Annotated in this window: 10 protein-coding genes; 7 read left to right on the top strand and 3 right to left on the bottom strand. The window is 39.8% G+C overall.

Features of this window, described 5'->3' with window-relative positions:
• Positions 1-13 precede the first annotated feature (13 nt).
• Positions 14-940 carry a cation diffusion facilitator family transporter gene (locus tag AC1DVB_RS09365; protein ID WP_377332130.1) on the bottom strand — a complete coding sequence of 309 codons (927 nt, stop codon included), beginning with the start codon at positions 938-940 and terminating at the stop codon, positions 14-16.
• A gap of 1,394 nt (positions 941-2,334) precedes the next feature.
• Between AC1DVB_RS09365 and AC1DVB_RS09360 the strand changes: the two genes are divergently transcribed.
• From AC1DVB_RS09360 to AC1DVB_RS09330, 7 genes are all read left to right on the top strand, one after another.
• Positions 2,335-3,066 carry a GntR family transcriptional regulator gene (locus AC1DVB_RS09360; protein WP_048687535.1) on the top strand — a complete coding sequence of 244 codons (732 nt, stop codon included), beginning with the start codon at positions 2,335-2,337 and terminating at the stop codon, positions 3,064-3,066.
• On the top strand, positions 3,059-4,603 hold the full coding sequence (gene gntK, locus AC1DVB_RS09355) for a gluconokinase (protein ID WP_057276084.1): 1,545 nt from the start codon (positions 3,059-3,061) through the stop codon (positions 4,601-4,603). Before AC1DVB_RS09360 ends, gntK begins: the two co-directional genes overlap by 8 nt.
• Before the next feature lie 18 nt (positions 4,604-4,621).
• Complete coding sequence (locus AC1DVB_RS09350) at positions 4,622-5,968, top strand: GntP family permease (RefSeq protein WP_477589038.1); 1,347 nt, start codon at positions 4,622-4,624, stop codon at positions 5,966-5,968.
• 77 nt (positions 5,969-6,045) lie between these two features.
• Positions 6,046-7,449 carry a decarboxylating NADP(+)-dependent phosphogluconate dehydrogenase gene (gnd, locus tag AC1DVB_RS09345; RefSeq protein WP_034306198.1) on the top strand — a complete coding sequence of 468 codons (1,404 nt, stop codon included), beginning with the start codon at positions 6,046-6,048 and terminating at the stop codon, positions 7,447-7,449.
• Positions 7,450-7,455: 6 nt separating this feature from the next.
• Positions 7,456-7,578 carry a hypothetical protein gene (locus AC1DVB_RS09340; protein WP_284145167.1) on the top strand — a complete coding sequence of 41 codons (123 nt, stop codon included), beginning with the start codon at positions 7,456-7,458 and terminating at the stop codon, positions 7,576-7,578.
• A gap of 1,465 nt (positions 7,579-9,043) precedes the next feature.
• On the top strand, positions 9,044-9,736 hold the full coding sequence (locus AC1DVB_RS09335) for a coiled-coil domain-containing protein (protein WP_230134589.1): 693 nt from the start codon (positions 9,044-9,046) through the stop codon (positions 9,734-9,736).
• A 37-nt stretch (positions 9,737-9,773) separates the two neighbouring features.
• Positions 9,774-12,959, top strand: coding sequence for a biotin/lipoyl-containing protein (locus tag AC1DVB_RS09330; RefSeq protein ID WP_477589035.1), 3,186 nt, complete (start codon positions 9,774-9,776; stop codon positions 12,957-12,959).
• Positions 12,960-13,059: 100 nt separating this feature from the next.
• On the opposite strand, the gene AC1DVB_RS09325 is transcribed toward AC1DVB_RS09330, so the two are convergent.
• Both AC1DVB_RS09325 and AC1DVB_RS09320 read right to left on the bottom strand, forming a co-directional pair.
• The gene (locus tag AC1DVB_RS09325; protein ID WP_454862418.1) at positions 13,060-14,274 is read right to left on the bottom strand and encodes a Ger(x)C family spore germination protein; all 1,215 of its coding nucleotides are present in this window, start codon (positions 14,272-14,274) and stop codon (positions 13,060-13,062) included.
• On the bottom strand, positions 14,258-15,361 hold the full coding sequence (locus AC1DVB_RS09320) for a spore germination protein (protein ID WP_477589032.1): 1,104 nt from the start codon (positions 15,359-15,361) through the stop codon (positions 14,258-14,260). The genes AC1DVB_RS09325 and AC1DVB_RS09320 overlap by 17 nt, the downstream gene beginning before the upstream one ends.
• Positions 15,362-15,383: the final 22 nt, after the last annotated feature.

Raw genomic sequence — 15,383 nt, 5'->3', positions numbered from 1 at the left:
CACTACCCTATTTTTAGTCCGCCCATTCAACATCGGTCGTGAACACAATTGTTAACCATCGATCAGTACTTTCCTCGCCGATGGCATTACCGATTTCATCACGGATTGCGTCCCACTCTTCAAGGCATTTAGCCGGCCACCCGCCAGGCACAATAAAGTATAGTTCAATTTGTTTTCCCCGGCCAACCTTTGCGACGTAAGCTCGGTAAGAAACGAAGCCGTAGCGCTTCACAAAGTCCTGTGCGACCTCGTCCACATGCTGCTTGAGTGATTGAGGGGTGATCAGCAGGACATCCGCCAAGGCGCGCTTTACCGTTGAAATCGGCAGCGGAATAATTACCAAACAGATCAGTACAAGTACTGCCGGATCAATATAGGGTGTAAGCCATTCCAAATTCGTTCCTTCAAAAGCGTATCCGATGCAAAACGCGATCAAGAGCGCCGCGGTTATGCCACCGGTCATCATCCATGCCTTAGCGTCAAGGGCAACAAAATCCGAGCTAAGTGTCTTGTTTAAGCGTGTTTCGAAAATCGCCATGGAACAGCATGCGATCATCGTCACAACGGCATAGACGATGGCGAACCCAAACTCGAGATTGCGGCCGCCCGTCATAAGACTACCAATTGCATTAATCAATGCATAAACGGCCGCCCCCATGAGCATGACACCGTTGAGACCAAGGACGATTGGCTCCAAGTGCCAAAATCCCATTGTGAAGCGTTCACTCAATTTACCATTATGCCTATTCGGTGCAGTGGACGAGGTAATCAACTTTGAGACAATGAGCGCCAAGACGCTCATGATTGCATCGGTCAGAGAATAGAACCCATCAAAGGTGATAGAGAACGAACCTGATAGCAGGCCGAAAATGATCCCAAAGCAAGCAACGAAGATGGTAACGCCAATGGAGACTCGAAGTATTCTTTGTTCGGTATTCAATTTTTTTCCCCCTAGGATTGCAGCCAGAATAGCCGTAGTAGCGTTTCCTCTACTGGACGCCTACTTTAAGTGAAAACATCGCCATTATCTGCTCTTTAATATAATCTCCCAACCTTTCAAGTATCATTTTTGTCTTAAGGTTCAGAGTTTATACACCCTAAAACTTTCGTGTTCTTGACTGGTTTTTGGTTTATAAAAATCGATTAGTAATTTGCCTCGAACAGAGATAACTTAAAACTACTTTAAATATGATAAACGATGTGCAACCATTGATTTAACAGTGATTGTCAATTTGTCATACACAAATTATTACATAAGTGGACATAGAGTGGAAGAGTTGGTTGACTAAAAGGTACATGGTATGCAAAAAGTGCCTTGGAGCATTGAATTAGCTGAGCCTATGAAATTAAAAGACGAATTAATAAAAGGAGTTAAGGTATCATGAATGGAGTTTGATTTAACTCAAACTCCAGTTAAGGATCGTCAAGATTGCAATCTTGAAGTTGGCAATGAAATTAAAATACATTTAACTAAAACTAAGTAGTCGCGTGTGTCCTTAATTCTTTAGTAAAAAGCTTCATATTACTAACTGTTCAAATTAGCGGTGCTCTACATTAATAACAGAGGTTGCATATGCAGCCTTTTTTTTTTCATATGGCAATAACGGGGCAGGTTCAAACAAGAGATTGAATCATTGTGAATAACTATGTTGGAGTGGATGCAAAGAGTATATTCTGAGTATCAGGTTACATTTACCTGGGCAATTTTGACGATAATGCTGAAGCGATCGGTGTATTCTGCATTGTTATGAATGCTAAATTGGATTAATGCTGTGGTACAAGAGAGATTTTTCTTTTTATTTGCTATCGTTATCGGTTGGAAGGCTATGTTAATTTTTCTATTCTCCTATGTACAACGTACCTTTTAATCGGAATAAGAGGTGACAGATATGGGGCCATCAGAAAGTAGAATGACCATATAGATAATTAATGGCGTTGTTCTGTATAATGCTGGCGGTACATCATGTAGGATATTTACCTGACGCCACCCTTAAATAAAAATAGAAATACTTTGTGTAAGTTTTTGAGAGGATAAAATAGAATGTACACCACCTTGTTAAGGAAAAGTGGTGTATTTTTTTTAAATAGGGGGTTAATCTCTGTCTTGTTTAGTTCAGTTCAATAGTGGATTAAAAGTACACGTTTATGAACGGTGATTTTTATAATGAAAAAGGTTTTATTTCAACGTTCGCTAAAGTCAAATACTTCTAAAACGTTCGACTTTGATTATATTGGCGAAAATCCGGTTGAATTCAAAAAGCTTGCATTATTTATTATTATTATTATAAAATACTTGTATACAAGTGTACTTGAACTCTATAAGAAGGTGAATTTATGGCTGAATCAAAGGAATTTCTTTATCCTGTAAAATGGCTTTCAAAAGCTTCAGCTGGTGATCGCGTTACATCCGAGCTTAGAATGCGTATTATTTCGGGGATGATTGAAAGCGGTGCCATCCTTTCTGAAAATAAATTAGCTGCTGATTTCGGTGTAAGCCGCTCACCCGTTCGTGAAGCGTTAAAAATACTGGCCTCTGAAAATATCATCCGATTAGAAAGAATGGGTGCGGTTGTCATTGGTTTAACAGAAAAAAAGTATGCAGAAATTTATGATGTACGTATTCTCATCGAAACGTTTGTATTTGAACGTCTAGTGAGGATGAACACGAATGAATTAGTAATGGAACTTAGTAAAATATTGGAAATGATGAAAGTGTCCATAAAATACCTGGATGCGGATGAGTTTTCCTATCAGGATGTTCTATTCCACGAAACGATCATTCGCTCCATCGATCATTCCTACATCCTGATGATCTGGGATAATTTAAAACCTGTAATGGAAAGTTTGATTCTTCTATCCATGCGCAGCCGTTTTAAAGAAAAGTATGAAGACTTTACACGGATCATAAATAATCATCAGCTTTATATTGATGCGATCAAAACAAAAGATCGAGACATCATGATTAAGTCGTTACATGAAAACTTTGATGATGTTCAAGGAAAAGTTGAAGACTTATGGATGGCTCAACAGATGCTTTCAAAAGGAGTCGAACAAGAAAATGACTAGCTATATGTTAGGAGTAGACATCGGTACAACAAGTACAAAAGCTGTATTATTCACGAAAAAAGGCGATGTCATCCAGCAAGAGAATATTGGCTATCCTCTTTACACACCGGATATGACAACGGCGGAACAAGACCCTGAGGAGATTTTCCAGGCTGTTCTGAAAGCCTTTTCAAATATAACGAAGCAGCACCCAGATAAAAAACCATCATTTATTTCATTTAGCAGTGCGATGCATAGTGTTATAGCTATGGATGAAAACGACCAGCCGCTAACCGCTTGCATCACCTGGGCAGATAATCGCAGTGAAGCCTGGGCCCATAAAATAAAGGATGAATTAGATGGGCATGAAGTTTACAAGCGAACCGGAACACCGATTCACCCGATGTCACCATTATCCAAGATTACCTGGATCGTGAATGATCACCCGGAGATCGCAACCAATGTTAAAAAGTATATCGGGATTAAAGAATATATCTTTAAAAAGTTCTTTGATCAATACGTTGTCGATTATTCCCTTGCTTCATCCATGGGCATGTTGAATCTCAAAAACTTGGATTGGGATGAGGAAGCCCTAAGAATTGCTGGAGTAACGCGTGATCAATTATCTGAACTCGTACCAACAACAAAGACCTTTAACAACTGTGACGCGGATTTAGCCAAACAGATCGGGATTGACCCAAAAACGCCATTTGTCATTGGGGCAAGTGATGGTGTCCTTTCAAATCTAGGTGTAAACGCTATCCGGAAAGGTGAAATTGCTGTCACGATCGGGACTAGCGGTGCGATTCGGACAATTATTGACGAACCGAAAACAGACGAAAAAGGAAGAATCTTTTGCTATGCCTTAACGGAAAAGCATTGGGTGATTGGCGGGCCGGTAAACAATGGGGGGATGGTCCTTCGCTGGATTCGCGATGAATTTGCTTCTTCCGAGGTGGAAACAGCTAAAAGACTCGGAATCGACGCTTATGAAGTCTTGACCAAGATTGCCGAACGGGTAAGACCGGGCGCTGATGGATTGTTATTCCATCCATATCTTGCAGGTGAACGTGCACCATTATGGAATCCGGACGTAAGGGGTTCATTTTTCGGATTAACGCTGTCGCATAAGAAAGAACATATGATTCGAGCGGCTCTAGAGGGAGTCATTTACAATTTATACACCGTATTTTTGGCCTTAACGGAATGCATGGACGGTCCCGTGACCCGAATTCAAGCTACGGGAGGCTTCGCAAGGTCGGCTGTTTGGCGGCAAATGATGTCCGATATCTTCGAATCGGAAGTCGTGGTTCCAGAAAGCTACGAAAGTTCGTGCCTTGGTGCTTGTATATTAGGGTTATATGCAACTGGGGAAATTGATTCCTTCGAAGTGGTTTCTGAAATGATAGGCAATACCCACAAGCACACACCGAAAGCTGATTCTGTAAATGAATACAGGCAGCTGCTGCCGATTTTCATTAACCTATCAAGGGTATTGGAAAACGAATATACACAGATTGCGAATTATCAAAGAAACTTAATAAATGCTGCAAAGTAAAGACATGGGGGGATTACAATGCCATTAGTCATTGTCGCTTTAGGAATTGTCGCTTTATTAATTTTAATAATGGGCTTAAAATTAAACACCTTTATTTCCTTGATCATTGTATCGTTTGGAGTGGCTTTAGCACTTGGGATGCCGCTTGACGGAATTGTCAAAACCATTGAAGCTGGATTAGGCGGAACACTCGGCCACTTAGCGTTAATCTTTGGACTTGGGGCGATGTTAGGTAAGTTGATCGCAGATTCGGGCGGAGCGCAACGCATTGCCATGACCCTTGTTAAGAAATTCGGTGAAAAGAATATTCAATGGGCAGTCGTGGCAGCATCATTCATTATCGGTATCGCATTATTTTTTGAAGTGGGATTAGTATTATTGATTCCAATCGTATTTGCGATTTCAAGAGAATTAAAAGTTTCGATATTGTATCTTGGCATTCCAATGGTGGCGGCATTATCCGTAACACACGGTTTCTTACCGCCGCACCCAGGACCAACCGTCATCGCTGGTGAATATGGCGCAGACATTGGTCAGGTTTTACTTTACGGCTTCATCATTGCAGTTCCAACCGTTATTTTAGCTGGACCGATATTTACGAAGATAGCGAAAAGATTAGTACCTGAATCATTTACGAAAACAGGCAGCATTGCCTCATTAGGGGAACAAAAATCTTTTAAACTTGAAGAAACACCTGGATTTGGAATCAGTGTATTTACTGCATTACTTCCGGTTATATTAATGTCAATTGCTACAATCATCACTTTGATGCAAAAAACGATGGGATTTGAARATAATGGTTTACTGGCCGCTATCCGTTTTATTGGTGAAGCCGGTACTTCCATGTTGCTTTCCTTATTATTTGCGGTCTATTCAATGGGAGTGGCAAGAAAGATTCCAATGAAGGATATTATGGAATCTTGTACATCAGCGATCCTGAATATCGGAATGATGCTCTTGATCATTGGGGGCGGCGGAGCCTTCAAACAAGTATTGATCGATGGCGGTGTAGGTGACTATGTAGCTGAATTATTCAAAGGAACATCATTATCACCAATCCTGCTCGCCTGGATCATCGCGGCAATCCTGCGTATTTCATTGGGATCTGCTACAGTTGCTGCCTTGACGACAGCTGGTTTGGTTATTCCGATGTTAGGTCAGACGGACGTTAACCTTGCTCTGGTCGTACTTGCTACAGGAGCGGGAAGTTTAATCGCTTCACACGTTAACGATGCTGGTTTCTGGATGTTTAAAGAGTATTTTGGCTTAAGCATGAAAGAAACATTCGCAACATGGACTTTACTTGAGACGATCATATCAGTGGCTGGATTAGGATTCATTCTATTACTAAGCTTATTTGTATAGGCTTTCCCGGCAGTAAATCCCCGACTTATGGCAGGGATTTACTGCCTATTATTCTTACATAAGAAGGAGCAGAAATAATGTTCAATACAATTGGTGTCATTGGTTTAGGGGTAATGGGCAGTAATATCGCGTTAAATATGGCTAATAAAGGAGAAAAAGTAGCTGTCTATAATTACACAAGAGATTTAACGGATCAGCTTGTTGCTGAATTGGACGGTCAGTCAATCCATCCGTATTACGAAATCCAAGATTTCGTTCAGTCACTGGAAACGCCAAGAAAGATTTTTCTGATGGTGACTGCGGGTAAAGCGATCGACTCGGTGATCACTTCATTACTTCCTCATCTTGAATCGGGCGATATTATCATGGACGGCGGTAACTCCCATTACGAAGATACTGAACGCAGATATGATGAATTGAAATCTAAAGGATTCAGTTATGTAGGAATTGGTATTTCCGGTGGGGAAGTCGGTGCGTTAAAAGGACCTTCAATCATGCCAGGAGGAGATAAGGACGCCTATGAAAAAGTTGCTCCAATCCTGACAAAAATCGCAGCTAAAGTAAATGATGCTCCTTGCTGTACCTATATCGGTCCAAAAGGGGCAGGTCATTTTGTGAAAATGGTACATAACGGGATTGAGTATGCAGATATGCAATTAATCGCCGAAGCATATACATTTTTAAGAGAAAAATTGCATTTAGAGGTTAATGAAATTGCTGACATCTTTGAAACATGGAATCAAGGCGAACTGAAAAGTTATTTAATCGAAATCACGGCCGAAATCTTAAGGAAAAAAGATGAAGTAACGGGCTTACCATTGATTGATGTGATTCTCGATAAAGCAGGACAAAAAGGCACAGGAAAATGGACCAGCATGCAAGCGATTGATAACGGAATACCAGCATCGATCATTACAGAGTCTTTGTTTGCGCGCTACATTTCCGCTCTAAAAGAAGAACGGGTTCATGCGGAAAACATTCTAACAGGGCCTGAGAACGTTCAGCAAAAATTAGATAAAAATGAGTGGATTGACTATATTAGGCAAGCATTATATATGGGAAAGGTTTGTGCATACGCGCAAGGTTTCACTCAATATAAAATGAGTTCTGAACTTAACGGCTGGGATTTGCCTTTGAAGGATATTGCGCTTATTTTCCGCGGCGGCTGCATCATTCGGGCAGAATTTTTAAACGTCATTAGCGAAGCCTATCAAGAGCAGCCAAATCTGGCCAATTTATTGATTTCACCATATTTCGCTGAAAAGGTTGCAAAGTACCAGGCGGGATTGCGAAAGGTAGTCTGTGAGGGAATAAATTCCGGCATCTCGTTTCCATGTTTAGGCTCTTCACTTACTTATTACGATAGTTATCGAACAGGCATCTCAAATGCTAACCTTTTGCAAGCACAACGTGATTATTTTGGTGCGCATACTTATGAACGACGTGATTTAGCAGGGGTTTTCCACACGAACTGGCAGTGATGGAAAGTGACAAAAGAAATAGTCATTTGTAATACCGTTCATGAAGTTGAAACAGGTATTTTACTTCAAAAAAGAGTTGCTTTGGCAGCTCTTCTTTCTTATGTAACAAAAGGTGCAGCTAGTGGATAAAGGAATTTTAGTGAGGGAAAAAAGATTGATTGCGTTATTTCGAACCATGGGTGAACTTCAAAATGGAAAAAGTCTTGGTGGAAAAGATTGAGGGGCCACGAATAATATTTTTGGGGGAGGTTTAATACTCAGGCTAAGTGGTATATAAATGATATCGGTTTATAGCATTTAATTCTCTCGCTACCTTAATTTTACAGTAGGGGTTCGCAAACGTTTCTTGAATAATGTCGGCAAGTGGCACATATTCTTCTTTGGATATTACCAAATTATTTCCGCGTGGAAAAGGAGTGATATATCATGAGGCAAATGTGTATTTACTGTTTTAAATGGGCTGACATAGATACGATGACACCAATTTTTGAACAAGGTAGAGAGTTCGTCAATTATTATTGTGAAGATTGTGTTAATGCTGTTATGGATAATTTATTTAAGCTCCCATACAAACATGCATGCGAACCATCAAGAATCCACTAGCATCAAGATGTGCGATTTAATAGTTAAGCGAGTGTGCTGGAACAGCATAACGAAAGGCCATCTCAAACGAGAAGGGCTTTTTTTGTTTGGATTTGTATTTAAAGTTGAATGGGGAGAAATATGTAATCATTTCAAGTTGATCTCGTTGAATAGAATGATGTTTCGAAAGCATCCTCATCACCTCAAGTTTTAATAGATCTATTTTAAAACAAAAAAGACTGTAGGCAAAAGGAGTTCTWTYCAAATTWTTAAACATAGTTGATTGGAGCGGGTGTGCGAGACTCCTGCGGGAATAGCGAGTCCAWGGGAGACCCCACAGGCGCAAGTGCGCCGAGGAGGCTCCCGGACCGCCCGCGGAAAGCGAGTGCCTGAAGTGGAAATCAACGTCTAAATTTGTCTACAGTTGAAGGCCTCCCACAGTTTACTGAGGGAGGCCTTTTCTTATCAAGTAATCCGGAGGTTTACCCTAGTCATTTCAACCCACTTAAACAACATGACCATACCGAATATTATTAAGTGGTACTCATAAGGTAGTATATCGGATTGAGGAAAAATATGAATTCGGATTAGATATAAATAATAAAAACAGTTAAAGAAACTAAGCATTTAAGGGGAAGATTAACCTGTTAAAGGAATTCTATGTTTGTTATACTCTTGACGCTGATGTTAAGTGGGAGAAAATAAAAAAAGGATTGAGTAGTAAAAAAGAGGATGTTTTACAAGAAGTCTTAAAAAGGATGGAACACTGTGAGTATTTAATAGTGAAAAGTGAAAGTAAGCATCATATTATTCATACATCTTTAATACGTTATATACGTATTTTTGATAAGAAATAAGTAATCTCACTACTGATATCTAGGAATATAAGTTATGGTTGTATTCTCCTAACAGTCTATCTGGGAGGGGATTTTTCTATGGCGAAAAAAGGAAACCTTTTCATGCATATACAGAGCGAGTATGGTTGGTTAACACTTTTGAAAGGAGTGTAAAGATGAATAAGGAATGGGATGATGGTTTTATTGAGGCATTAATGGTTTCCCTAGAAGACGAAAGAGTCATTGAAAAGATACAAGCAATAGCAGAAGCGGGCTCGTATAGTCCATTGGGGGAGCATAAGGAGCTGCTGAAAGAAAAAGAAAATGAAATAGCAAAACTCCAACAAGAGCTTGCCTCGAAAAAAGCAGAAATTAGTGAGTACCAAATAATGATCCACCATCTGAATGAGAAAATGGAATCCTATTATAATGAATTGCAAAAGAGAAGAGCGGACTATCGGGAAGCAGAAAAACTTTACGAAGCTGTTCAACAATTATCCGAAACCACTAAAAGTTCCTTGAAAGGAATCTTCAAGGGCGGTTCCGTGCAGGAATTTATAGTCTGTGGCGTGCAATATGAAAACATTTCATCTTTGTGGGATTTTATCAAAAACGAGATTATGGAAGGACGGGAGCAGGAAAGAGAGACTTTGCTCGCCCTTTTTCTGTATTTCTTTCAAGAGTACAGTAAAACATACGATACCCCTTTATATAAAATACAGGAAGTGAAAATGAATGAGGTCTTCAGGGAGGACTTGTACATAAGGGCCCTCAATAGCAAAATATCCGGGAACATCATGGAAGTCCTGCTGCCAGGATATATAAGCATTAATGGTAAAACCATTAAAAAATCCGTTGTGAGAATCTAGCAGGCGAAACAGAGAATGATAGTAAAGGAGAAATACAATGACATCGATTATTATCCCAGAGATTGAAGAAGGCATTGAAAGAATCCTTCTTGTGCAATGGTATAAACAGCCAGGCGATTATATTACGGTGGGCGAAAGCTTAGCCAAATTCAGCTGTGAGGGCATCGAATTTGACCTCTTTTCAGAAAAAGAAGGTACCCTTAAAGAATTGAACGTAGCGGAGGACACTATAGTCAAGATTGGTGACCTGATATGTTATTTGGATTCTGGTGATGCAATTTCTGAAGAATTATTAAAAGAAGTTGAAAAACAAGAAACGATGGAAGATAAAGAGCCGATTGAGAACGTAACAAGCTTAGCTGAAAAAAATAACATAGACAGTTCCATATACTTAATGAATAAGAACGAAGAGCAGGTTCTATTCTCAACGGATTCCCAAACCGTTCCGGTCTCTGCCATTTCAATGACTTATAAAGAAGTGAGATCGTTAATCAGCCATTTATATCAGAGTGCAGAAGAAACCTTCTTCAAGGATGAGGCGAGCTTCTTTCAAGACATTAAAAAAATGCTCCGTTCCAGATGGGTTTACATGAATAATGGGAATATTATATATGATCACAATATCGCAGCGGTATTTCCTTATAGAAAATACTATGAATTAATGGACGAGGATTTTGACTACAAAAAGCATCTGGACGTTTCCGGTTTTAAAGGTGATGTCATGACACGGGAAGAGGCTGCGAAAAGTTTCAATACAACCGATCACCCTGTATATAAGAGAATACTAACTTTAGACGATTATTCCGCGAGTAAAAATCCTTCCATTTCAAGGATATTTGCCAATCAAACGGCTAACTCTTCTAAATCGATAGCGTTTAAATCCAACGGGTACGATATTCAAAGCTACGATGTAGTAAATCAAAAAAACAATTTGCTGGGAAAAGGATTTTTCGTTCCCGTTTTCCGTTTAAATGGGGAAAATGCTTTTGAAATCAATGACCGAAAGGCTCTCCATCTTTGGCTGGAAAACCGGTTAGTTCCAAGCGGATTAAGTGCAGAACGCCAGAAGGAATATGATTATTTGCTGGAAATGCATCAATTAAGGGGCTTAGATCATGAAAGTTTTCTTAAAGAATTGCCATCGATCGCTATCGATTCCAACACGTTTTATGAGAAGCTTTTAAACTCTGAAAAAGTAAGGGCTGATATTGATACATATGATGAAAAGATGTTAACAGATCCAAACCGGGGACATTGGGATTTATGGCCTGTCACCTCTGATGAAAAACCTTTAACGATAAAACTGAACGAAGAAATAATGGCCAGAAACCCTAAAATGGATATTAGGGAGGACGGCATAGTCGGCATTGATTTTGGAACGAAAAGTACAGTTGTCGTTCATCAAGAAGAAAGTGATGTTACTCTTCCCATGCGTATTGGGGTTGGCTACCTAAACACGGAAGTACAAGACTGGCATTATGAAAATCCAACCGTGATTGAATTTATTGATTTAGAACATTTCCTGGAGCTATATCAAGAAAAAGAAGGAAGACCAGATACAAGGTGGCAGGATGTGACGGTTTCCCACAATGCTCTTAACAACTTGATGAATGGAAAGAGTGACCATTATTATTCCATATTGAATAATCTAAAGCAGTGGGCTGGAGAAAAGAATAACGAACTCCGATTAAAAGACAAGAGGGGATATGCCGTTGTACTGCGTTCCTTTTTGGACTTAACCGATCAGGAAATCAACCCAATCGAGTTATACGCCTACTACCTCGGTTTGTACATCAATAACCAGAACAATGGGATTTACCTCGATTACACCCTTTCTTTCCCGGTGACGTATGAAAAAGAGGTAAGGGAAAAAATTCTAACGTGTTTTGAACGCGGGTTAAAAAAGACGCTTCCTATGCCGATTCAGCAGGATGAAGAATTAATGAAAAAGTTTCGTGTCACCGCTGGGGCGAGTGAACCTGCTGCCTATGCCGTCTGTGCGTTACAGGAATACGGATTTGAACCAGAAGAAGAAGAAAAAACGTACTACGGTGTGTTTGATTTTGGTGGAGGAACGACAGATTTTGATTTTGGGATTTGGCGTGAAGCGGGCTTGAAAGAAAGCAGATATGATTATGTCATTGAACATTTTGCAGCGGGCGGGGACCGATATTTAGGCGGTGAGAACATGCTGGAGCTTTTGGCGTTCCAAGTGTTTAAAAACAACCAAAGAACAATGCGTGAGTTAAACATTCCTTTTACCCTCCCAGCGGAATGTGTGAAATTTCCCGGAAGTGAAACATTGATTAATGAGTCACAAGAATCCTATATAAATACGAAACAATTGGTGGAAAAATTAAGGCCGCTTTGGGAAAGACATGAACGGTATGAAGAACAGTTTGGAAAAGGAATGATCCGGGCAGATTTATTTGACAAAGCCGGCCGCGCAAAACTCAATGTGGAACTATTGATCGATCAAGATGAAATGGAACAGTTGATTGAGGAAAGAATCGACAAAGGCATTAAAAATTTCTTTGAGTCTCTACGGCGCGCTTTTGCCCGGTCAGAACACAGCAAAATTAATAAAGTGAATATACTGCTTGCGGGTAATTCAAGTAAATCCCCGGTCGTCATGGATCTATTTAATAAATGGATTGAAAGGGAAGTGCAGAACACTCAAAACTGGGGAGAAGTGTCTAGTGCCCTTTTTGAGATTCTCCCGCCACTGGGGACAGAAGGCGCTTATTTAAAGCAAGAAGAGAGAAACAGAGTGGTTAACCGGGATATAATAACAGCCCCTACAGGAAAAACAGGCGTTGCCTTTGGGCTTGTACAAAGCAGAAAAGGCGGAAGTATAAAAGTTATTGACCGCGATATGGTGAATGGGGAATCAAAGTTCAAGTATTTTCTTGGCATCGGGAGAAAAGGGAAATTAAAAACAAAGATTGATCAAGAAGAAGAGTATAACAAATGGCATCTTTTCATTGATGCATCAGAAGAAGATTTTGAGATTTATTACACAAGCCTGCCGGAAGCTAGTACCAACCAGCTTGATATTAAGCAGGCACAGAGGAAAAAGCTTCGAATTGAGCATGTAGATGATTCAGCTTTTGTTTATATTCGGACCATAAGCCCGACTGTCATTGAATATGTTGTTGCAGATGAAGGCTCGATTATAAGTGGGAATTATTTAAGTGAAATTACTAAAGTGGAATTAAGCTGATCTTTCGATAAAAAAATTTTTGAAAAGGTCTCTCACAGTATACTGTGGGAGTCCTTTTCATGCTCATCGTTATTCACAGCTAGGTGTTCAACCTGTGGATTCACTTCTTTGATCCATCTGATGCTCCATAATCATTAATAGTTAGTTTTACATCGTAGTTGATCGGAGTTTCACTAAATGTTTGGTCCCAATCCTTTTTGACTTTCTTCCATACTTTTGGGTGCTCAATTCTCAATCGATTTCCGAAGCCAGCAACGTCCACTTGGTATTCTTTTTGCATTTTTTCTACTACATTTCTCACCAAGCGTTTCACTTCTTTTTCAGATGATTTTTCTGCTTTTTTTAAAAATTCATTTTTAAAAGTATCTCCTGAAACTACCCAGTTTTCAGACAGTCTCCCCACTGATTCAATGTTTACATCAAAAGAGATGTTGTCTCCTTTAACTCGAGGTACGATACTGCTTTTCATGGATTCTATCTCATACACAATCAGCTGACCGGTTTCTTTATCAAAGCTTTTCACTACACCGCCTTTCCCCTTACCTGTTATCCATGTTACGCCCTCCAGTTCTTCCTCATTCAAAAAACCAGTCATTTTGTGTGTCTTTCCATCGATCACGGCAGCACCCGCAAATTTGACTTGCCCATCTGCTGATAGAACTTTTTGGATTAGAAAACTAGATCCTGATTTGATCTTGCTTTCTACTTTAATATGCGACATGGGAGGTAAAATCCTCGTTGTTCGATAGGCATTTTCTACAATGCCAGCTAGACGAAACGCTGGAATTTCTCCATCTTTCTTTGTTTCCAGTGTGTTGCTCGCTCTTCCTTTACTGATGAGCACAAGACAGCTTGGTCTAACCTCACTTTCTCGAAAATTTTGATTAAGTAATTGTTCCAACTTATACGATTTTGCAAGATCTTCACCTATAACAACCACTTTCAGATGGTGAGCGGTTACGGGTTGTTCACTTCTCAATGATAATTCACGAACCATTTGATGGAAGGAATCACCAGTTTCGGAAACGTTAAGATAAGATTTTTGTTCTGGTCCTGATTGTTTCGTTGTTGAACTTGCTACTTGTGGAGTGATAAATTGATAGGTTGCAGTAATCCGGTCCTTTTTTGAATAACCACCCCCTTGTTCGTTTAATTTTTTCTCGATGGAGGACGGCTTGGCTTTATCGAATGCCAAACCTATACCTAGACTTTGCTCTTCGATTTCATGACTGCTCCAACATCCTGTAAGGGGTAAGAACAAAAGAACGGAGAGGGAAATGAAGAGGGGGCGTATATTGTTATGTGATTGTTTCATATTTTCCTCCCTTTATTCTTGAGATAATAAGCAGAAGAAGCGGAAGTAAACCAAATAAAAACAGTGCGATATTGCCGACGAAATCTCCTTGTTTAAATAGGTCATTCATATTTTTCGGAATCATGGCAATGATGTATAGAATCGGAAGCAAGCCAAACATGAATGGGTGAATGCTCTTTTTCGTAAGTTGAGCCAGCCCTAAAGCGGCTGCAAAGTATGTGATGGTAAATGTAGCAAATATTTGCATGATCCAAACCACGAGCAATAAAGATTCAAACCGTTCAAAGATCAAACCGGAGATTTCAAAACTGCGTATAAGATCCAGAGTCGGCCATGTTCTCGTGACCACTCCATCAACAGATAATGCCCCGATAACCATGACGACCGTTATCACGTAAAAAATCAATGGAATGGAAACTCCAACAAGCAGGGCTTTTACTGCTTTTTTTGGCTGATTCATAAACGGAATAAGCAGTAACATGATTTCAGGCCCTGAAAAAGCGAGAGCCGTTGTTTTTACTCCTTTTAGTACAGGAATGACTCCGTCTCCTAATACCGGACGCAGATTATCGATCTCAAATATTTTGATGCTCATAAGGGTAACTACCAAAAAAAGGATAACTGTCAAAGGTAATATAATTTCAAAAAGACGGGCTATCGGGTTAATGCCACCGATGATGAGATAAAGACCTACCCACATGAAAATCATAATAATTGCCCATGTAGGGGTACCCTCCAGAAGTAAATACCTTATAACTTCAGCCATTGAACGGAGCTGAAATCCGGAAGTCATAAGAAAATAACATATAATAACTAAACTAAGAAAACTCCCCACCCATTTTCCTACAATTTCATTGATGTATTGATAAAAGGTCTTATCGGGAAACTGTTGGCTTAATTTGACCATGATCACCCCTGCGATTATCGTGATAATCCCGCCTATTATAACGCTTATCCATACATCTGGTGTATGTACCTTCTCCGTCGATGATCTGGGTAGGGTGAGTAATCCTGTACCGAGTATAAAGTTGATGATAATGACAGCTGTTTGAGGAGTCGTGATTTGGTCTTTCGGATTGAGAATCATTCTTTAACCACCCTTTCACCGA

Source organism: Peribacillus sp. P4_D6, from assembly GCF_056401795.1.
Note: the sequence above shows the minus strand (reverse complement) of the source record. Positions and strands in the feature narration are given on the sequence as shown.

What these genes read in the sequence shown, in the direction of transcription:
- AC1DVB_RS09330 (WP_477589035.1), top strand. Translation starts at nt 9,774, where the DNA reads ATGACATCGATTATTATCCCAGAGATTGAAGAAGGCATTGAAAGAATC.
- gnd (WP_034306198.1), top strand. Translation starts at nt 6,046, where the DNA reads ATGTTCAATACAATTGGTGTCATTGGTTTAGGGGTAATGGGCAGTAAT.
- AC1DVB_RS09325 (WP_454862418.1), bottom strand. Translation starts at nt 14,274, where the DNA reads ATGAAACAATCACATAACAATATACGCCCCCTCTTCATTTCCCTCTCC.
- gntK (WP_057276084.1), top strand. Translation starts at nt 3,059, where the DNA reads ATGACTAGCTATATGTTAGGAGTAGACATCGGTACAACAAGTACAAAA.
- AC1DVB_RS09320 (WP_477589032.1), bottom strand. Translation starts at nt 15,361, where the DNA reads ATGATTCTCAATCCGAAAGACCAAATCACGACTCCTCAAACAGCTGTC.
- AC1DVB_RS09360 (WP_048687535.1), top strand. Translation starts at nt 2,335, where the DNA reads ATGGCTGAATCAAAGGAATTTCTTTATCCTGTAAAATGGCTTTCAAAA.
- AC1DVB_RS09335 (WP_230134589.1), top strand. Translation starts at nt 9,044, where the DNA reads ATGAATAAGGAATGGGATGATGGTTTTATTGAGGCATTAATGGTTTCC.